Source organism: Fibrobacter sp. UWH5 (genome assembly GCF_900142505.1).
GTDB lineage: Bacteria > Fibrobacterota > Fibrobacteria > Fibrobacterales > Fibrobacteraceae > Fibrobacter.
In genome coordinates this window covers 176,154-195,909 of the sequence record NZ_FRBB01000003.1, presented here as the reverse complement: position 1 = coordinate 195,909, position 19,756 = coordinate 176,154, and the positions used below count along the sequence as shown (strand labels likewise).

Here is a 19,756-nt window from a genome sequence, read left to right as displayed (position 1 = left end):
TCCCGAACTTGTTCGGATAATTATTTCATAATGGAAAAAGTCCTTCGGTTTGACCGAAGGACTTTTTTACTGTCTATTTTTTTTCAGTTTAGTTGTCCTTGACGCAACGGACGCTGAATTGTTTCATCTTGTAGTAGACGGAAATGCTACGACCGCTACAGTCAACTCCTGTTGCTGAGAGTACATCTTCTCCGCAGAGCCCGATTTCGCCTGCACCAAAGTAGTAAGAGAGCATGTCATTGAATTCATCGGCAGTCCAGAAGAGTGCTGCCTCACCAGATGCCCTGTAATCCTGTTCGTATTCATCAAAGTAGCCAAGTTTTGCGGCGTTGAAGTGAACGAAGTCCTTTCCTCCATCATTTTCAGAAAGCAGACTTTCGTAGACGTCTTCATTGCCGTTATGCGCTTCGATGAAAGAAATTAGGGTTTGCCATTCTGCCTTTGTGGGGATATGCCATCCTGTGGGGCAAATTCCCAGGGTGCTTCCTGTGGGAGCGCATGATTGATCCTTGCAATCTTCGGCACTCAGGTTGTTTGCTGCAGTCCAACTATAGAGATAACCGTTTTCCTGGATGCATTCTTCATTATCTCCAGAGCATTTCTCGGGAGCGGAGAAGAGATTTACATCAATGTGTTCAGTACCATCATAATCTGTATAGGAACCAACAAGATTGGGCGTTGCTGTATTGTTTGCGAAACGCAAGTTCTGAGTCATCCAGGTTTGTGTACCTATTGTTGCAGTGGTGTAAGTGCTGCCGTCACGGGTATCGGTGAACAAACCTGGAGTGATTGCCAATTGCCAGTGAGTCCCATTGCATTTATAAGTGTAGGAATCTTTTTCTATTTCAGTATCTGTGTTTGCTTCTGTGCAACTAGCTTCTAGGTAGTTTTCGATACCTTCGGCCAAGCGGAAATTCCATCCGTCTTCGCTGTTGCCTTGGCATACCCAGGTAGATTTGCAGATGTTGCTTCCGTCATACGAATCAATTCTGCATATCTTTTTGGTAACGAAAGATCCGCTATTTTCTGCATCGCAGGTTCCCAGCAGGCTTAAGTCGAAGTCTTCTGCTTGATTGTTATTGACGCTGACCCAGCCGTTTGCGGAACATTGCCAGTAGCTGTGACTCGTACCGAGATAATTGTAGAGTTCCTCATATTTTAAGTCACCATTGTTTTCGGTTCCGCATTCACCTAGAGCACTTGTGTCGTAGACCTTTAGTGCTTCAATGATTGTATTAAGGTCGCTAGGATCAATAGAGGAGGCCGCTGTTCCGTTCTTGATGAATACGGTGTTCTCTCCACAGGTCAGGTTGAATCCGTCGTTCTCTGAGTCTTCTGTAACGGTACAACCTTCGCCAGGGTTGCCTTTTTCGCCGGGGTCACCATTTTCGCCCTTTGCTCCGTTTTTTACGAGTACGGTATCGGTTCCGCAGATGAGGTTGTAACCGTTTTCGGTGGCATTGGGTTCAACAGAGCATCCTACTCCATTGGTGCCGTTTGTTCCTGCATCACCTTTGTCGCCCTTATCGCCCTTTTCTCCCTTGGTGCCGTTAGCGATAAATACCGAATCCTGTCCACAGATGAGGTCGTAGCCATTTTCAGCGGTATTGGGTTTGACAGAGCATCCTACTCCATTGGTGCCGTTTGTTCCTGTATCACCTTTGTCACCCTTATCGCCCTTTTCACCCTTGGTGCCGTTAGCGATAAATACCGAATCCTGTCCACAGATGAGGTCGTAGCCATTTTCAGCGGTATTGGGTTTGACAGAGCATCCTACTCCATTGGTGCCGTTTGCTCCTGTATCACCTTTGTCACCCTTATCGCCCTTTTCACCCTTGGTGCCGTTAGCGATAAATACCGAATCCTGTCCACAGATGAGGTCGTAGCCATTTTCAGCGGTATTGGGTTTGACAGAGCATCCTGCTCCATTGGTGCCGTTTGTTCCTGTATCACCCTTTTCTCCCTTTTCGCCTTTTTCACCGGTGTCACCTTTATCACCCTTGGCTCCATCCTTGCCGTTATACAGAGTGCCTGCGAGTTCGGTACCGCAGTAAATGTTGTAGCCGGAAGCGGTGTCGTTAGAGAACTCCTCAACTCGGCAGCTGGTTCCGTCAACACCTTTTTCACCGGTGTCACCCTTTTCGCCTTTTTCGCCTACGTCTCCGTCATCACCTTTTTCACCGGTATCGCCTTTGTCGCCCTTAGCGCCATCCTTACCGTTATACAGAGTGCCTGCAAGTTCGTCGCCGCAGAAAATGTTGTAGCCGGAAGTGGTGTCGGTGGAGAACTCTTTGACGTAGCAACTGCTTCCGTTCTTGCCGTCAAGGCCGTTTGTTCCATTAGAAAGGTAGCCTGCTTCCTCTCCGTCGCAGAAAATCTTGTAGCCATTGCCATCTGCGGATTCCTGTGTCGTGCAAATGGAACCGTCCTTCCCGTTGGATCCATCTTTACCGTTGGATCCATCCTTTCCGTCTTGCCCGTCGCTTCCGTCTTTTCCGTTGCTCAGGGTTCCTACGACTTCTCCGTCACAGACAACTTTGTAGCCGTTTTCAATTTCTTCAGTGATACAGATCGATCCGTTTTTTCCTTGGTCTCCCTTGGGGCCTTGTTCGCCATTCAGGATGGTTCCCATGACTTCGCCATCGCAGAGGATCTTGAAACCTTCTTCTACGGGAACAGCTGCGCAGCCGGCGCCATCTGTTCCGTTGACGCCATCAACACCATCCTTGGCCGAGAACTTTGACCAGGAATTATTGGCACAGTAGAAAATGGCTGCGGAGTCGTTTAGATAAATCATGTGACCCGCGTTTTCTGCATTACAGTCTGGCAAATCTTCTACGTTTTGCAAGATGGACATTGCCGCTTCCGGAATGTCGTTAGAAACAGTGTCATCGGCACAGGCTGCCAGGAGGAGCGCTGCTGAAAACGGTACTAATATCGAGTTGTTAATCTTCATATTATACCTTTAATCGATTAGCATTTGCTGGGTCTTCTAATGACTTGAATTTTACTGATGGCGAATCCGGATAAATCCGCTCCACCTTTAATCGTGAAGTTTACGGTTTCGGAGGCATCGCAATAGTTTACGATTTCTGATTCCCAGGTCTGAACTTCGGAATTCAGATTTATGGCGTATTCCATAAACTTATTGTCGTCGCTGGAAATTTCTACGTAAGCTGACGCACCGAATGCAGGAATGTCTGCCGTGCCATTTATGATAATCTGGTAAGCGTAACCGTAATGGAGTGTTACGGAATGGGAGGCCTGCAAAATCCATTCCCCTTCAATGGTTTCTTCGGTAGAGAATTTTAGCTCGCAGGCATCATTGTTGCTGAGCCCAATCTTTATGGATCCTAGATTTTCTTTTACGGTTGTTTCCCAGTCGCCTGTGCTGCAGGTCTTCTGGAAGTTTCCGCCGGAAAGGACGTTTGTTCCTTCAATGTATGCCGGGGGAGGGGGCGCCACGCTGCTTGAACTGGGCGTGTAAGGAATCCGCTCGTTGTTAATGCAGATAAAGTATTGTGGCTCTTCGCCGTCAATAAATGTTATCTCGCCCTCGTTGCAGATGCGTTCTTCTAAGGGTGGCTCTTCTGGAGGAACCTCTTCAGTTGGCGGAATTTCAACTGGCGGTTCTTCGATAGGGGGATTATCGATGATTTCATTCCAGGTGTTGTTGTAACATATGAAGTTACGTGTAATATACTCGTAGCCATATCCGGTGTCGTAATAGTCGGAAACCATTTGAACGTCACCTTCGTTGCAGACGAAGTTTTGTTGTTGTTCCTGGAGCTGCTGTTGATATTCCTGTTCCTGCCAGACAGCATCCTGGGCACTCCAGGATTCTTCCCAGTTTGCCTGATAGTCTGTACAGGCCATAAGACCAATGACAGGTACGGTAAGGAAAATTTTCTTCATCATAATTCTCCTTAGAAGAGGAAAGTGATTCCCATGCCCACAAGACCTGCTGCGGCAATTCCGATAGCGATGTTTCGTTGGTTCTGGAATTTGCCTGCGTCATCATAGGCTTGTTGATAGGATCCGTGGTTTACAGGGATGCCTTCTGTTGCGGTCTTTGCCTTGTTGTCAAATACATATGCAAGGATTCCGCCGACAATGGTGACTCCGGCGCAAATGGATAGCGGAATCCAGTGAATTTTGATGCTTGACTTACTTTCCGCTTTTGCAGGGGCGGGGGCTGCCTGGGCTGCTGCTTCTTCTTGAGTCGTTGCAGTCTGGTCGACCATATTGTCTTCCATAGGCACGAATGTAATTTGGTCGTTCTGTCCCCATTCATTAAAGCCGTCATTCTGTTGCGGTTCAGGAGACTGAATTTCCGCTGGTTGTTCAATAGATTGAGGCTGGGCGATGGGTTGAGGAGTCGTTGTTTCCTGAACGACTGGCTGCTGAACGATTGGCTGTGCATTCGGTTGCTGCGTCGTCTGCAGCCGTACTATTGCAGGTTGCTGTACGGTAGGCTGGGGTGCAGCGGGTTGTTGAGCCTCTGACTTTCCATCATCATCCCAGAGAGATGTGGCTGGCTCATCATCCCAAAGGCCGTCTGCAAATGCAGCGCCCGAAAAAAGCAGAATGGCTATGAAGAAAATCAGGTGCTTGATCATAAGATTTAGAATGCGTATTTCAGGCTAGTCTTAAAGGCGAGTCCGTTGTCAGTATAAGTGTCGCCGATGGGAATGAGCATAAAGGATACTTCTTCCTGTATGAACATTCCCTTGCTCAGTTCCAGACTTGCTCCACCAAAGACCTTGAAACCGATATTAAAGTCATCATCTAAAGTATAGGTGTAGCCGTAGTAGTTGTCTTCAAGTTCTGATGAGGAAATTGGCATTTCCAGGTTTGCTCCTGCAAACCAGATGAAGCTGGGCTTGGAATTGAAATCTAGTTCTGTGGCAATATGGATTCTGGAAGCGGGGTTTATGGTGCCGTCGTCCAGACTTTCGCTAAAGAACATCTTGTACCCGATTTCGGAACTCCAGGAGAATCGCGGCTTTAGGACAAAAGCATGCTGATATCCCAGTTGAAGGAAGGATGCTACTCCTGTGTAGACGTATTTGGCTAGGGTCTCGAAATCATCGTTGTATTTACTTACGTCGAGACCGATGGGCAGGGCATATTCTGCGAACACCAAAGACTTTTCACCTAGTTGGTAACGTGCGCTTAGCACGGGATTCTGTAGACCACTCGGGTCTGAAATCTGGAAGCCGACATTCAGAAGGGCAATTTCAAGAGACGTGCCCAAGACGTATCTGACGTCGGCATTGAAATAATGGGTGTCGCTATCGCCAAAGCCGATGTAGTGATTGGCTCTGACTTGCAGACCGGAATCCGATTCCTGCAGAGGAAAATATCCCCATGTGGCAAAGGACAGGCTTGCACCGAGGAGTGTAGAAACGATGATCTTTTTAGACATGGGAATATCTCTCTATCTGGAATTAGGATTAGTTTTCGGGCTTGTAGTAGTTGTTCGGGTTGATGTTGCTGCAGGGCTGGCATCCGCAAGTAACGCATGCGCAGGGAGTGCAGGCAGGAACAGGAACTTCCTTGATTTCGGTCTTTACGGGAAGAGGCTTCTCTTCAACCTGTTCGGACTTCTTCCAGGCGATGCTTTCGTTGAGGGTCAGCGGAGTGTAGGCGATTGCCAGACCGGAGTACTTACAGCTGTAGGTCTTGGTAGAACCCCTGGTAATTTCGGTTTCTTCCATGTGGACGTTGATCATGTCGTCTGCATCGGGGTAGAGCTTGGTGATGAACTTGAAGAATTCCACAGCGGAGCAGGGACCGTCTGCCTTGGTGGCTGCCATGCCCAGAACATCGATACGTTCGTTACCGTAAGCTTCGAAGGCGGCGTTGCTTACCGGTTCGATGGGGCTGATAACCTTAGTGTTGTTGCTTTTGATCAGTGCACAACCGGAAAGCATGAGAGTGCTGAGAGCAGCGAGTAAAAGAGCTTTGATTTTCATAGTGAATACCTTCCTTTCGTCTTATCTTACGTAGAAACCGTTAGTTGCGGCTTCAGTTTCTGCAGGCTGTTCAGCTGCTTCGGTATTTTCGTAATCCTGATTTTCGGGCACTGCGGTGGGTGCGACTTCTGCCGGAGCTTCTTCAATAACGGTCTCGCTCTTTTCGGCAAAGAGGGCGCGCCACTGCTTAGCTTCTTCCGGAGTCACGATCTGGTAGTTGACGGCCAGTGCAGAGGACTTACAGGAATAAGTGGTGTTTGATCCGGAAACCTGTTCCGTTTCTTCCATACGGATGTTCACCAGGTCGGAGACGTTCTTGTACTTGGCGCTGGCGGACTTGGCAATATCAGCCAGGGAGCAGCGGTCTTCGGTCTTGACGAACACGGGACCCAGGGTCTTCATGTTGGCAACACCCTTGGCACGAAGATGTGCGGCCTGTTCGTGGTTAAGGGAGTTGATCTCCGTGACTTTGATGGATGAACTGGAAGCGCAGCCGCTCATGGCGATGGCGGACGCTGCAGCCAAGGTGAGTGTGACAAGTTTATTCATTTCAATGGATCCTTTGTAAAGAAAACTTTAACTGTTAATATAGTTTTGTAATGTTTTTTTAGGAATACCATATGAAAAAAAGCCTTTCGGATTTCCCGAAAGGCTTTAAAATCATCTACCGAATCTTCGTTTTGACGTGAAGTGGACGGGGCTATCGTCTCTTCTACGGGGGGGATTGTTCGTGTTGCTTCTTTGCTGACCGAACTTATTGCGGGAGCCATTGTCGCGACGATCATCAGGACGGTAATCGTCCCGTCGACCCTCACGGCGTTCGTGTTTTGGAGTCCAGGTCTTGTCTCCAAATTCGGCCTGTCTGCGTTCGCGGCGGGCGGAGTTTTCCCAGCGGCCCTTCTCGCCAGACTTTTGCGGGACGATGGAAAGGCTGCTGCGTTCGGCTCGCTTCTGCAAATCCTTTTCGCGGAATTCCGGATTTTCTTCACGTTCCTTGCTGGGGCTGAAGCTCTTACCTTCGGCGATAGCCGTGCGGCTTAAAAGGAGACGTCCGATTTTGCCCAGTTTGAGGCGTTCCAAGGTGGCGCGGATCTGCGGGCGGTTCTCAGGAATGTACCAGAAGAAGAATTGCTTCTGACTCTTTTTCTGTTCCGGAGTTTTTGCCACATACAGGGGCGTTCCATCCGGTTTCATTTCGGCATAGAACATTTCCGTGGCGATGGTCATGGGCGTCGGCGTAAAGTCCTGGACCTGCTCCAACTGGAATCCCAATTGCTTTGTTTCCAAGGCCAGCTCCGCCATGTCGGCTTCGGTACAGCCTGGATGACTACTGATAAAGTAAGGAATCAGTTGCTGTTTCTTGCCGATGCGCTTGCATTCCTCGTCAAAGAATTCCTTGAACTTGTGGAACAGCGTAAAGCTAGGCTTGCGAATCAATTTCAGAACCGCTTCCACCGTATGTTCCGGTGCCACTTTCAAGCGGCCACTGACGTGGTAGTCGATTAGGTCACGAGCGTATTCCTCGTGTTCCTTCTTGATCTTTTCATCGCAGTTTTCCTGCAAGAGCAAGTCGTAACGAACACCGCTGCCAATGAACAGGTGCTTTACCTTGGGGTGGTTGCGGACTTCGCGGTACAAGTCGATCAGTTCCCGATGACTTGTATTCATGTTGTCGCAAATATTGGGGGTACAGCAACTGGGGCGCGCACACTTTGAACAGCGGCTACGATCCTTGCCCCGCATCTTGTACATGTTGGCGCTGGGACCGCCCAGGTCCGTAATGGTACCTGCAAAGCCTTCCATCTGGGTAACGATTTCTACTTCCCGCAAAATGCTCTCGCGGCTACGGCTGGCAATAAACTTGCCTTGCTGTGCGTTAATGGCGCAGAAACTACATCCGCCAAAACAGCCGCGGTGGGTGTTGATGCTGTACTTGATCATCTCGAATGCAGGAACGTCACCGCGCTTCTTGTAGCGGGGGTGGGGGGCTCGTGCATAGGGGTATTCAAAACTTTCATCCAGTTCGCCGTATTCCATGGGCGGGTAGGCGGGGTTAATGACAACGGTCTTGTCGCCAACGTCTTGCAAAACACGGCGTTGGAACATCTTGTTGCATTCGATGTCCACCTTGTTGTAGCTCTGGATTTGCGTTTTCTTGCTGGCTACACATTCTTCGTGGCTTGGCAGGCGCAGGTCTTCCCAGGTGGTTCCCAGTTCCTTGTGCTTGCCTGGTGTGGGCAATTCGCCCTTGTTCACAAGAACCGCCGTCTGGGGAATATTCTTCAGGCTGCTAAAGGGAACGCCCTTCTTCAAAAGTCTTACGATTTCCTTCAGGGGTTTTTCGCCCATGCCGTACACTAGAATATCGGCTTCCGTTTCAGCCAAAATGCTGGGCTTCAGTCTATCGCTCCAGTAATCGTAATGGGTGACGCGACGAAGGCTGCTTTCCAGACCGCCAATCAGAAGCGGTACATCGGGGTAAAGCATCTTCACAATCTTCGCGTAAGTGTAGGTGGCGTAATCCGGACGGAAACCTGCCTTGTTGCCAGCGGTAAAGGCGTCGTCATGACGGAGGCGCTTACCAGCCGTGTAATGGTTCACCATACTGTCCATGCCGCTACTGATGGCGAAGAACAGACGGGGCTTACCCAACTTCTTGAAATCGCGAAGGTCGTCGCGCCAGTTAGGCTGCGGCAAAATAGCGACCCTCAAACCCTCGTGCTCAAAAAGCCTTGCCACCACGGCGTGGCCAAAGCTAGGATGATCCACATAACAGTCAGCGCTTATCACGATGACGTCAACATAATCCCAGCCAAGTTCGTCCAGGTCTTCTTTGCAGATAGGTAAAAATCGAGGATCGTACATATGAAAGAAAGATAGAAAAAGTTAATTCATTCAGAGGTGAGTTTCGATGACTAATTAAAACACCAAAAGCCCCCCGCACCATGTGATGCGAGGGTCTTTTTTTAAGGAGGACTCTGATTGGAGTTTCTGATTACATGCTTTCCAAGGTCTTGCCCTTGGTTTCAGTAATGAACTTTGCGACAAAGAAGATGCTGATGGTGGCGAAGAGAGTGTAGAGCACATAGGTGGGGCCAACGCCAATTCCATTCTTGCCGGTGAGAACCGGGAAGGACCAGCTGACCACAAAGTTGGCGCCCCACTGAGCCAATCCGCACACAGAGATTGCCACGGCACGGATGCGGTTGTTGAACATTTCGCCAAGCATCACCCACATGACCGGGCCCCAAGTGGCAGCGAAGAAGGTCACATAGAGGTTTGCTGCGATGAGGGCGATAACGCCGCTTGCACCGACCAGGCTGCCGCTAGCGTCTGCACCGCAGATGAAGCAGAGGGCGAGAGTGCCGAGAGTAACAGCCATGCCGATAGAACCAATGAGGAGGAGCGGCTTACGGCCAATCTTGTCAATCAGGAGGATTGCTGCAATAGTCATGGTCAGGTTGATGCCGCTGGAAACAAGGCTGGTGAGGAAAGCGTCGCTTTCACCGAAACCAACGCTCTGCCAAAGCATGGTGCCGTAGTAGAAGATGACGTTAATACCGACCAACTGCTGGAGCACTGCAAGACCGAGACCTGCCCAAACGATGGGAGCGATACGCTTCTTGCCGCCAATCTTTTCGAAAAGGTCGCTGAGCTTTGCGGGCTTTTCATTCTTGAAGGTTTCGTGAATCTGGTTGATTTCTGCATCCACGCCTTCAGAGTCAATCTTGGCCAGAACTTCCTTGGCTTCGTCCAGACGACCCTTGCTTACCAGGTAGCGGGGAGATTCCGGAAGACGGAGGGCTGCGAGACCATAAAGAGCTGCAGGAATAACTTCCACCCAGAACATGATCTGCCAAGCCTTACAGCCGCCGATAAAGTCAGCACATGCAGAACCAGCCTTCACCACGATAAGATAGTTGGAAAGCAGAGCCACAAAGATACCGATCACGATAGCGAACTGCTGCATGGATCCCAGACGACCGCGAAGATGTGCGGGAGCAGTTTCTGCAATGTAGATGGGAGCGATGATACTTGCAACGCCGATGCCTACGCCACCGATAACACGCCACATAATAAAGTCAGGAATTCCAAAGGGAATGCCAGAACCGATGGCACTGACCAGGAAGAGGGCGGCAGCAGCCAGCATGCAACGGACACGGCCAAAGGAATCAGCCAGGCGACCTGCAAAATAGGCACCCACAGCGGCACCGATCAAAGCCAGGGACACAGCCCAAGCCAACTGGACGTCGGTAGCATTAAAGTGTGCCTTGAGGGCCCCGTTTGCACCGTTAATCACGGAGGAGTCGAAGCCAAAGAGGAAGCCGCCAATTGCAGCGGACAGGGTAACCAGCACAATGTGCTTGAGATTGGATGTCTTTCTGTTTTCCATGGTGAACCTCACTTGTTTTCCCTTAAACTATCCCGGGGCAAGGGGTCACGTTATCAATTATGTTTCAAAGGCACGGACTTTTGTTTCCTTGAAACATTTTTCGGCCTTTTTGTAACATTTTTTGCTGTTTATGCACTAGGAACGGGGATTTTTACCGAAAAATTCCTTGTAGCACTTGGTAAAATAGGAGGGAGCGGAGAACCCGACGCGGTAAGCCACCTCGGAAATGCTAAGGCTCGGATCCTGCAAAAGCTCGCTGGCCCGTTGCAGACGACGCTCGCGGATAATCTCCACAGGGGACTTCTGGGCTAGACTTTTCACCTTGCGGTACAGCTGAACGCGAGAAACACACATTTCCTGGCTAATATCCTCTACGGAAAGAGTGGGACTGTCCAGCTTTTTATCCACACAGGACAGGAATTTCTCCATAAATTCGTTCTTTTGAGGGATTTCTGCAGACTTTTCCGGTTCAGCCGGCTGATTTTCAGTCAAAGTTTGGGTCGTTGCGTCCAAAAGTTGGTCTCTTTGTTCCTCAAGTTGGTCTCTTTGCTGTTCCACACGGGCCTTTTCAGCATCAAGTTCCTCATTTTTGCGGATCAGTTCGTCATTTTTCTGACGAAGTTCCTCATTCAGGCAGTCTTTTACACGATTTGCATGAATAATCAGGATCAAGAAAACGAAAACAACGCCAGTGAAAAGGCACATGGCAATGCTAAGCATGGTTTGAGTTTCCGATTCATCCTTGATTTTGCCAACCAGGTTGTGCATCTTGGCGATATAGCCCGCCCTTTTTTGGACTTCGCGGTACTGAAGCAGCAAAACATTGGCATTTTCCTTGGTAACGATGCTGGTTTCTAGTACATTGTTCTTTTCATAGGGTTCGCCACGGAGAATTTTTAACGCAAGTTCAATCAGCTCATCGCCGCAGATGGGGTAAATGCCTGAAGCGATCAGCAGACCGTCACGGACATTTTCCATACCGCCATCGGGAATAGGCAGGGCGTCCACACCCAAATACAGAACTTCATTTTTCTGACCATCCAACTGCCCGCGGGACGAAAGCACCTTGCGAGCCCCCAGGGCCATGCGGTCGTTATCCCCAAAAACCAGGTCGATGGGGCCATCATAATACTTGAGGATTTCCTCCATGGCCTTGGCACCGGATTCTTCCTTCCAGTCGCCCTCGGCGTAACCCACAATTTTCAGATCCGGATATTTTTTGATGGCATCCGCGAAACCCTGATGACGTTCCTTAGCCGAGAGAAGAACCCTTGAGGCCACCGATTTCGGCAATGTTTCCCTTGCCTTTCAGCTGGGCTGCCGCAAATTCTCCCATCATGTTTCCGATGGCGTAATTGTCTGCACCCATGAACGCTGTAAATTCCACGTCGTTCATCTTGCGATCATAAAGGATCACAGGCACCTTCATGTCCTGGGCCCGCTTCATACTTCCAGAAAGGCCCTTCACCTGATTTGGAGATACAATCAGAAGGTCTAGTCCTGTATTCAGAAGAGAATCGATTTGATTGCTCTGCTGTACGTCGTCATCGTCAGCAAAGGCCATACGGATTTCCACATCCTCATTAAAATAGGATGCCAGCACCAGCTCATCTTTTAGCTGGTAACGCCAATCCGTTAGCGAACACTGAGAAATTCCAATCACATACTTGTGTTCGTGACTGCCACAGCCCATAAGGGTCGCGCACACAAACGTAACAAATAACGCCCCAAACATTTTCATCATGTTTCCAATATACAATAAATTTTCGGTTCTGTTTTCTATATTCCCACTACAATGCAGCCGACTCAATCCTCATTCAAGAATTCTCTGAAGATCGCCTTCAAGCGTTCCTTGCCAGTACTTACAGGGTACTGGTTTCTGGGCATTACTTATGGGGTGTTGGCGGAGTCCATGGGCTTCAGCTATCTTTACCCGCTGAGCATGGCGCTGTTTATTTTTAGCGGGTCTGCGGAGTTTCTTGGCCTGGGAATGCTTGCGGCGAATTTCAATCCGCTGGCCGCTGCAAGTATGGCTCTGGTGGTGGGCGCACGTCATCTGTTTTACGGAATTTCCATGCTGGACCGTTATCGCGGTATGGGGTGGCGAAAGCCCTTCCTGATTTTCTGGCTTACGGATGAAACCTTCGCCATCAACTATAACGCCAAGGAATCAACGCCTACGGAAATGCTGTTGGTGAGCCTCCTGGATTACCTTTACTGGATATCCGGCGGCTTTATGGGCTACATGTTCGGTTCCCTTCTGAAGGTGGATATTCACGGTCTGGAATTTGTGGTGACCGCCATGTTTGTGGCCATCTTCATGGATCAGTTCCTGAAAGAAAAGGAGCATCGACCGGCGTGGATTGGAATCGGTTGCACGGCGGCGGCGCTGTTCATTTTTGGAAGTCAGTACTTTGTGATTCCTGCCATGATTGGTATTCTTTTGCTGTTGACCACTTTCCGTAAAAAGTTAGAGGTAAACCTTTGACATCCCAACAACAAATATTGACCATTGCCATTCTGGCCTTGATGACGGTGTTGACGCGAGCCTTGCCTTTCATCATCTTTTCGGAAGGGAAGTCCCGGAAAAAAGAAACGCCCAAGTATATTCAGTACCTGGGCAAGGCTTTACCGCTAGCTGTTTTTGGAATGCTGGTGGTGTACTGCCTTAAGGATGTTCAGTGGCTTCAGGGGGTGCACGGCATTCCCGAGGTAGTGGGCATTTTGACTACCGCGGCAGTTCATGTGTGGCGTCGTCAGCTGTTCCTCTCCATGGCTGTAGGAACCGCGATCTACATGATTCTTATTCGCGTTCTGCAGTAGCCTTCATCTTCTTTGCGAAATCTGCCATGCGTTGCAGGTCGTTTTCGTTAGGTCGTGTTGCTGCATCGGCCCAGCGTTTCTTGCAGGCTTCAAGGTCTTCGCCCCTGTGGCCGGGAACGCTTCCTTCGAGGCGTCGCTTGATTAGTGCCGGGTTGACGGCTCCCTGGCAGCTGAAGGTCCCGAGGATCCTGTTGCCTGGTCCCAGCATGGAACCTGCCCGGGCAAAGGCCGTGATGGTGTGTTCCGTTCCGTCGTAGGCACCGTGGGTCTGGAACAGGGCGACCTTCTTGCCGGAAATTCTAGAAAGTAAAATGGAGGACTTACGGTCGGGAGCCCCCTTGCGGAGCCAGTAACCTACCATGACTCCATCGTAGCCGGAAAGTTTTTCTTCCAGCTTTCTGTCGAGAGTTTCCGATGAAATGGCGAGACTGTTTCTGCAGACGTCGATGGAGACAGATTCCTCATCGTCTTCTTCGCGAATATCTGCGGATCCAATAATTTCCTGAACGTTCAATAAATCGGCACCCATTTCACGGGCGGCCACTTCAGCCAGTTTGCGGGTGTTCCCCGTAACGCTGGAATAAACAACAATCCATTTCACCATGTCCCTAATCTAATACCAAAAGCGCGGGACAAAAATCATTTTTTTCTTATTGTTGAACATAAAAAACGCCCGCGTTTCCGCGAGCGTTTTTAGCTTAAAGGTTAAAGCTTAAAGTTTAAAGGTTAAAGGTTAAAGGAAAGCGGATTTTTTTCTGAATTTCTTTCCGCTTTACTCTATCCGCTTTCACCTGCTACATGCAGGTGTAGCCGCCGTCAACCGGAACCATGATGCCGGTAACGTAGCTGGAAGCCTTGGATGCAAGGAAGATTGCGGCGGTATCCAGTTCGCCTTCGTTTCCATAGCGTTCTGCCGGGATCATAGTCTTGGCGTTTGCCTGGAAGAAGTCGGAATCCAGGGTTTCCTTGGTGAGCGGGGTGTAGAAGTAACCCGGGCAGATGGCGTTAACGTTGATGCCCTTGCTGGACCATTCAGCGGCCAGGGCGCGGGTCAGGTTAACAACTGCGCCCTTTGCGGCGTGGTACGGTGCAGAACCGCAGATCTTGTTACCAACAAGGCCGTACATAGAGGCGATGTTGATGATACGGCCATACTTTGCCGGGAGCATTGCCTTCTTGGCGACGGCGCGAGCCATCTTGAAGGTGCCGCCCAGGTCCACGTTCATTTCGTGGTTCAGCTGGTCGTCGGTAATGTCTTCTGCCGGAGCGACAGCGCCGGTACCGGCGTTGTTGATCAGGATGTCGATGCGGCCAAGCTTTGCGAGGATTTCGTCAACGGCTGCTTCGACCTTGGCTGTGTCGGTAATGTCGCACTGGACTGCGATAGCTTCGACGCCGTAGGTTTCAGAAATTTCCTTGGCGACAGCTTCGATCATTTCCTTGCGGCGGGCGATTGCAACAATCTTTGCGCCCTGATTTGCAAGTGCCTTGGCCATCTGAACGCCAAGACCAGTGGAACAACCAGTAACAACTGCGACCTGACCGGTCAAATCGAAATAATTCTTCATCTTTATTCCTTGTGTGATGATTTTTTTTAAATGCGAAAATAAAATACACTTTAAAACCTTTAAAGTGCTACAAATTGGAGCGATTTTTCAAAAAAATTACGGAAATTCGTTGAAAATCACAAAAAAAAGACCCGATTACGGGTCTATTCCGTCGATCTCGACGACTTTCTTGTTGTTCGTTGAGCCTAAAACCACCCGAACATCCCGCTTGTGAACCTTAAAATGGTCTGCCAGCAGCTCGCAGATGGCTTCGTTGGCGGCACCCTCTACCGGCGGGGCCTTGACTTCCACCTTAAAGCTGCCGTCGGGCTGGGGCGTTACCGATTCCCGCTTGCTGCGGGCGTGAACCTTGATATTGATTCTCATGGGGTTCCTGCGGGCCTAGGCCAGGACGTTTCCCATGGTGGGAACATTGACCTTGGCAGGAGCCACGCGCTTGGGTTCCCGTTCCAGGGCTTCCATTTCGCGCTGGTCGTTTTCCATGGCGGTCAGCAGGTCCTGCTGGCCCTTGATCAGGGCGCGGCAGCGGATGAAGTAGTTGGTGCGCAGCTGTTTCAGCTGTTCGATTTCGGCGCGGAGGTCTTCGGCTTCACGCTTGGTACTTTCCACTTCGCGGACGGCGCGGGCCTTGGCTTCGGCGATAATAATTTCGGCTTCCTTTTCGGCGGTAGACTTTACTTCGTCTACAGTCTTCTGCATGGTCACTACGGCGTCCTGGATTGTCTTTTCAATCTGGCGGTAATAGTTGACGCGCTCTTCGGCCACCTTCAGACGTTCAGTCAGGTCGGTTCGCTCCCTGGACATCTGTTCAAAGGCGTTGGCTGCCGTTTCCAGGAATGCCTTGACTTCTTCGGGGTCGATGCCGCCAAAGCTCTTCTTGTGGAAAGTCTGATTTCGGATATCTAGAGGTGTCAGTTCCATAATTAACCTTGTAAAGTTGGAAGTCCTTTTTAAGACGTGTAGAAATATAATAATAAGAATTCCCAATTTAGTCCGTCTAACTTTATAAAGTGGGTTAGAGGTGCCGAAAATTGAAAAAAATTCAATTAAAAATGTGGACTTTTTTTGTTTTCTGCAGAATTCGTTTTATATTTTGGTGCAGGATAGGATTGATGAGAATAATAAAGAATTTCTGGAAACAGCAGAACACCCTGGAAAGGAAACTTTTCTGGTCGATTCTTGTTGTGGTGACCCTTGCTTCTACGGGTTCGGCTATCTTTACTGTAGCTGAAGGGATGAGCGCCATAGCTGCGGCCTGTGGCTTCGGCTGTGTACTTGTCTGCTTGATGGTGGCTGCCGTTGCAGTAAAAACTTCCCTGTATAACCAGTGTTATCTGGTGATGTGCTGCCTGCTCACCTGCTTTTTGATGCCGTTGCTGTTCTTGTTCTGCGGCGGTATTACCAGCGGAATGCCTCTTTACTATGTGACGGCCATTGCCTTGATCGCCTATGCGGCGCGGGGGACGGCCAAGATCGTGGCTTTTTCTGTGTCGGTCCTGGTGAACGCCATTGTGTTTTTGGCGTCCTGGGTCTACCCGAACCTGGTGGTGGCGGAATTGGATCGGGATGGCGCCTACCTGGATATTCTGGTAACGAGCCTCTTCACTTCGTTGACCCTTTTTGCTGTGGGGGCGTTCTCTTTGAGGGCTTATGCCGAAGAACGCAAGAAGTGTGAAGTTTTGCTGTATAAATTGGATTATTTATCGCAGCGAGACCCGCTAACCGAGATTTATAACCGCAGGCACTTGATTTCCCACTTGCAGGATGTGGTCTGGCGCCGTCGAAATGAATTTTACCTGCTGATGCTGGACCTGGATGACTTTAAGCGGATAAACGACCGTCTTGGACATCCGTTCGGGGATCAGATTATCAATGCCGTGGCTCGAATTCTGGCAAATCATCAGGACGAAGGTTGTGGGGAATGTGTTGCCCGTTACGGCGGCGTTAATTTTGTGTATGCCATGAACGCTTCGTCCGAAGGCGAGGCTTTTGCCAGGGCGGAAGCTATCCGCAAGGAAGTTCGACAGCTCCAGTTTGAAGATTTTCCAGACGTTTCCGTGACTATAAGCGGTGGTTTTGTGCCTTGTTCTGGGCGGTCTTTCTCTGATATTCGGCAGGTTTTGAGCCACGTGGATGAACTTCTGGTATTTGCGAAAACCCATGGAAAAAATCAAATTCGCAATGGGGCTGATTAAGAAATTCGTGGAAAAGGTGTTGATAACCCCGATTTCTTAGACTACCCCCCTTGATTTATCCTTGAACTTTACTAAATTTGCATTTCAAAAATTTGACTTTTAATAAAGGTTACTACAATGAAAAGAACTTTCCAGCCTCACAATCGTAAGCGTGTCAACAAGCATGGTTTCATGACCCGTATGGAAGACCGTTGGGGTCGTGCTGTTTTGAGCCGTCGCCGCGCCAAGGGCCGCAAGCGTCTGACCATCAGCGACACTATCTACAAGAAGTAATTTGGGAATTGGCTCGTGGCCAGTCTACGTTCTTATAGGCTGCCCAACCAGCCCGCTTACCGGCAAGTAGCCGTCCAAGGGAAGTATGTCCGCGGTTCATCGTTCTCGATGAGGTGGATTGATAGTCCGGACGGTTTTTGTCGTTTCTGCTTTTTGGCAAAAAAGAAAAACGGTAATGCCGTTTATCGCAATAGGTGCCGCAGACTTCTGCGCCCGTTGTTCTATGGGATGGTTCCCCAGATCACCAAGCCTGTTTGGGCTATGATCATCGTAAACGATAAGGCCGAAGAAGTTACTTCGGAACGTTTCCGCGAAACCGCCGAGAAAATCTTCAAAAAGATGGAATGGAGCCATGCAGACTCCGACGTCAAGAATGGATAAGATACGGGATGTTGCCCGGAGCGTGATGATTGCTCCCATACGTCTGTACCAAATTATCCATCCTTTTTTCTTTAGTGGCGTCTGCAGGTTTCAGCCGACCTGTTCTCAGTATGCAATTGAGGCTATCCGCGTCCACGGAGTCTTCAAAGGTTTCTATCTTGCGGTTTTTAGAATTTTAAGGTGCAATCCATTTTGCAAGGGCGGCTACGATCCCGTACCCCCTAAAAAGGAAAGAAGATGAACAAGAATACCCTAGTCGGAACTATTCTTATTGTAGCCATCATGATCTGGTGGTTCAGTACCAATGCCGCTAATAACGAGGCCGCCATGGCTGCCAGGGCCGCCCAGAAGGCTGCTGCAGATTCTGTTGCTGCCCTCCAGGCCGAACAGTCTGCCTCTAATGGTAGCCTGGTTCTCCCGGTAACGGGAAATACGGAACTGAAGGCCGCTCCGGTTCTGGGTGGTGCTCCTGCGGTTGCCGCAGCGGATTCTTCTGCCAAGGATTCTGCAGCTGTTGATTCTTCCGCTGCACCTGCCAAGGTGATTGAAGCCCGTTCCGTCGTGGTGGAAACCGAAAAGTTCGTCATGACCCTCACCAACAAGGGTGCAAAGATCCAGAGTGTGATCGTGAAGGCCCTGCCGGATTCCGCAGGCAAGTTCCCCGAACTGATTCAGGATACCACCCTCGGTGCCCTGGACCTGAAGATTGACGGTGCTGACCTGAGCGAAGTGCTGTTTGATGCTGGTGAAGTTCCCGCTAAGATTGATGTGGCTTCCGATACTACAGTGCAGTTTGTTTTCAAGGACGCCAATGGTAACCAGGTTATCCGTAGCTATGGCTTTACCAAGGATGGTGCTGCTGTTCGCCAGTCCAACAAGGTGGTGGGTTTCCGCGCTAACGGTTATGAACTATCCTGGAAGGGCGGCATGAAGGAAACCGAAGACATTCCTCAGGGCAAGAGCTTCGGTGGCGCCTCCTACTTCTTCAGCGAAGTCGTCTACAATAATACCAGCAATGTGGAACGCGAAATGGTCCGCGAAGAAACTTCCTTCAACGATGGCCGTCTTTCCTGGGCTGGCCTTCGTCGCAAGTATGTCGCCATGACCATGCAGTTTGACACTCCGGTTCCTGCGACCCTCAAGGCAAAGCCCATGAAGGTGATGGAAAACGACAAGGATCCCGGTACCTACAAGCTGACTGTTTCTGATGAATTCCATGGCGACGAACTGGCTTACAACTTCATGGTTCTCCCGCTGCAGTGGAACGAAATTGAATCCCTGAACCAGGACTACGAAAAGATCATCGTCAGTGGCTGGACCTGGTGCGGAGCAAACGTTTGGTTCGTATGGATCTGCAAGATGTTGCTGAAGCTCCTGAACCTGTTCTACAGCATGTTGCCCAACTACGGTATCGCCATCATTCTGGTGACCTTCATTGTCCGCGGTATTACCACTCCGTTTACTGTCAAGCAGATGAAGTCTACCAGCGCCATGAGCAAGCTGAAACCCCAGCTGGATGAAATCAACGTGAAGTACCGTAGCGATCCTCAGAAGAAGCAGGCCGCTATTATGGAACTTTACCAGAAGAATGGCGTGAACCCGCTGGCTAGCTGCACTGGTGGCTGCCTCCCCATGCTGTTCCAGATGCCGGTGTTCATGGGCTTGTTCTTCGTGCTTGGCCGTGCTGTGGAACTCCGCGGTATGCCGGCATTCCTCTGGATTACCGACTTGAGCCGTAGCGATGTTATTTTCGATGGCTTCAGCATTCCGTTCCTCATGCCTGCCGGTCTCGCTGTTCTCCCCTGGATCATGGTGGTTACCACCTATTTCCAGACCAAGGTGACCATGGGTAGCAACTCCGCGATGGATCCTGCCCAGGCTAAGATGATGGCTTGGATGATGCCCGCCATGATGTTCCTGTTCAGTGCCGTGATGCCTTCTGGCCTTGTGCTCTACTGGATTGTTTCTAACATCTGGTCCATTGTCCAGTACAAGATCATCAAGCGCGATCAGAACGGCTCCGATTCCAAGACTATTAAGGGCAAGAAGGTCCAGGACGCTGAAATCGTCAAGTAGTCTGCTGGCTTTCTAGACTGTAGTCTTATAGAATTGAAAAACTCCCGAGGTCTTGAACTCGGGAGTTTT

At 49.9% G+C, this 19,756-nt stretch carries 21 protein-coding genes; 7 read left to right on the top strand and 14 right to left on the bottom strand.

The window, feature by feature from the left end:
- Positions 1-88: 88 nt before the first annotated feature.
- From BUB38_RS16585 to BUB38_RS04790, 10 genes are all read right to left on the bottom strand, one after another.
- Entirely contained in the window at positions 89-2,956 is a 2,868-nt protein-coding gene (locus BUB38_RS16585) for an FISUMP domain-containing protein (protein ID WP_073157807.1), read from the bottom strand.
- Between the two features lie 17 nt (positions 2,957-2,973).
- Positions 2,974-3,918, bottom strand: coding sequence for a hypothetical protein (locus tag BUB38_RS16260; RefSeq protein ID WP_073157804.1), 945 nt, complete (start codon positions 3,916-3,918; stop codon positions 2,974-2,976).
- Positions 3,919-3,926: 8 nt separating this feature from the next.
- Positions 3,927-4,619 carry a hypothetical protein gene (locus BUB38_RS04825; RefSeq protein WP_073157801.1) on the bottom strand — a complete coding sequence of 231 codons (693 nt, stop codon included), beginning with the start codon at positions 4,617-4,619 and terminating at the stop codon, positions 3,927-3,929.
- Positions 4,620-4,624: 5 nt separating this feature from the next.
- Positions 4,625-5,428, bottom strand: a complete 804-nt coding sequence (locus BUB38_RS04820; RefSeq protein WP_073157798.1) for a hypothetical protein — start codon at positions 5,426-5,428, stop codon at positions 4,625-4,627.
- 28 nt (positions 5,429-5,456) lie between these two features.
- Positions 5,457-5,978, bottom strand: coding sequence for a hypothetical protein (locus BUB38_RS04815; protein ID WP_073157795.1), 522 nt, complete (start codon positions 5,976-5,978; stop codon positions 5,457-5,459).
- 21 nt (positions 5,979-5,999) lie between these two features.
- A complete protein-coding gene (locus BUB38_RS04810; protein WP_073157792.1) occupies positions 6,000-6,527 on the bottom strand; it encodes a hypothetical protein in 528 nt (175 codons plus the stop codon).
- 111 nt (positions 6,528-6,638) lie between these two features.
- Positions 6,639-8,843, bottom strand: coding sequence for a YgiQ family radical SAM protein (locus BUB38_RS04805; RefSeq protein ID WP_073157790.1), 2,205 nt, complete (start codon positions 8,841-8,843; stop codon positions 6,639-6,641).
- Positions 8,844-8,973: 130 nt separating this feature from the next.
- Positions 8,974-10,371 carry a sugar porter family MFS transporter gene (locus tag BUB38_RS04800; RefSeq protein ID WP_073157787.1) on the bottom strand — a complete coding sequence of 466 codons (1,398 nt, stop codon included), beginning with the start codon at positions 10,369-10,371 and terminating at the stop codon, positions 8,974-8,976.
- Positions 10,372-10,506: 135 nt separating this feature from the next.
- Positions 10,507-11,664 (bottom strand): helix-turn-helix domain-containing protein, encoded by a 1,158-nt coding sequence (locus BUB38_RS04795; RefSeq protein WP_083541932.1) that lies wholly within the window; start codon positions 11,662-11,664, stop codon positions 10,507-10,509.
- Complete coding sequence (locus BUB38_RS04790; protein ID WP_083541930.1) at positions 11,624-12,115, bottom strand: substrate-binding domain-containing protein; 492 nt, start codon at positions 12,113-12,115, stop codon at positions 11,624-11,626. The genes BUB38_RS04795 and BUB38_RS04790 overlap by 41 nt, the downstream gene beginning before the upstream one ends.
- Before the next feature lie 51 nt (positions 12,116-12,166).
- On the opposite strand from BUB38_RS04790, the gene BUB38_RS04785 reads away from it, so the two are divergent.
- Both BUB38_RS04785 and BUB38_RS04780 read left to right on the top strand, forming a co-directional pair.
- Positions 12,167-12,859, top strand: coding sequence for an AzlC family ABC transporter permease (locus BUB38_RS04785; protein ID WP_073157778.1), 693 nt, complete (start codon positions 12,167-12,169; stop codon positions 12,857-12,859).
- Entirely contained in the window at positions 12,856-13,194 is a 339-nt protein-coding gene (locus BUB38_RS04780; RefSeq protein WP_073157775.1) for a branched-chain amino acid transporter permease, read from the top strand. The genes BUB38_RS04785 and BUB38_RS04780 overlap by 4 nt, the downstream gene beginning before the upstream one ends.
- On the opposite strand, the gene BUB38_RS04775 is transcribed toward BUB38_RS04780, so the two are convergent.
- The 4 genes from BUB38_RS04775 to BUB38_RS04760 form a co-directional block, all read right to left on the bottom strand.
- Positions 13,175-13,798: a flavodoxin family protein gene (locus BUB38_RS04775; RefSeq protein WP_073157772.1), complete on the bottom strand. Its 624-nt coding sequence runs from the start codon at positions 13,796-13,798 to the stop codon at positions 13,175-13,177. The genes BUB38_RS04780 and BUB38_RS04775 overlap by 20 nt on opposite strands.
- Positions 13,799-13,988: 190 nt before the next feature.
- Positions 13,989-14,762, bottom strand: coding sequence for an SDR family oxidoreductase (locus tag BUB38_RS04770; RefSeq protein WP_073157769.1), 774 nt, complete (start codon positions 14,760-14,762; stop codon positions 13,989-13,991).
- Positions 14,763-14,897: 135 nt separating this feature from the next.
- Entirely contained in the window at positions 14,898-15,128 is a 231-nt protein-coding gene (locus BUB38_RS04765) for a DUF167 domain-containing protein (RefSeq protein ID WP_073157767.1), read from the bottom strand.
- A gap of 15 nt (positions 15,129-15,143) precedes the next feature.
- Complete coding sequence (locus tag BUB38_RS04760; RefSeq protein ID WP_083538306.1) at positions 15,144-15,683, bottom strand: DivIVA domain-containing protein; 540 nt, start codon at positions 15,681-15,683, stop codon at positions 15,144-15,146.
- A 191-nt stretch (positions 15,684-15,874) separates the two neighbouring features.
- On the opposite strand from BUB38_RS04760, the gene BUB38_RS04755 reads away from it, so the two are divergent.
- The 5 genes from BUB38_RS04755 (at position 15,875) to yidC (ending at position 19,687) form a co-directional block, all read left to right on the top strand.
- A complete protein-coding gene (locus BUB38_RS04755; RefSeq protein ID WP_073157764.1) occupies positions 15,875-16,957 on the top strand; it encodes a GGDEF domain-containing protein in 1,083 nt (360 codons plus the stop codon).
- Positions 16,958-17,074: 117 nt separating this feature from the next.
- On the top strand, positions 17,075-17,230 hold the full coding sequence (gene rpmH / locus BUB38_RS04750) for a 50S ribosomal protein L34 (RefSeq protein WP_073157761.1): 156 nt from the start codon (positions 17,075-17,077) through the stop codon (positions 17,228-17,230).
- Positions 17,231-17,245: 15 nt separating this feature from the next.
- Entirely contained in the window at positions 17,246-17,611 is a 366-nt protein-coding gene (locus BUB38_RS04745) for a ribonuclease P protein component (RefSeq protein WP_249506433.1), read from the top strand.
- Positions 17,583-17,852 (top strand): membrane protein insertion efficiency factor YidD, encoded by a 270-nt coding sequence (gene yidD, locus BUB38_RS04740; RefSeq protein ID WP_083541928.1) that lies wholly within the window; start codon positions 17,583-17,585, stop codon positions 17,850-17,852. Before BUB38_RS04745 ends, yidD begins: the two co-directional genes overlap by 29 nt.
- Entirely contained in the window at positions 17,849-19,687 is a 1,839-nt protein-coding gene (yidC, locus tag BUB38_RS04735; protein WP_073157755.1) for a YidC/Oxa1 family insertase periplasmic-domain containing protein, read from the top strand. The genes yidD and yidC overlap by 4 nt, the downstream gene beginning before the upstream one ends.
- Positions 19,688-19,756 lie beyond the last annotated feature (69 nt).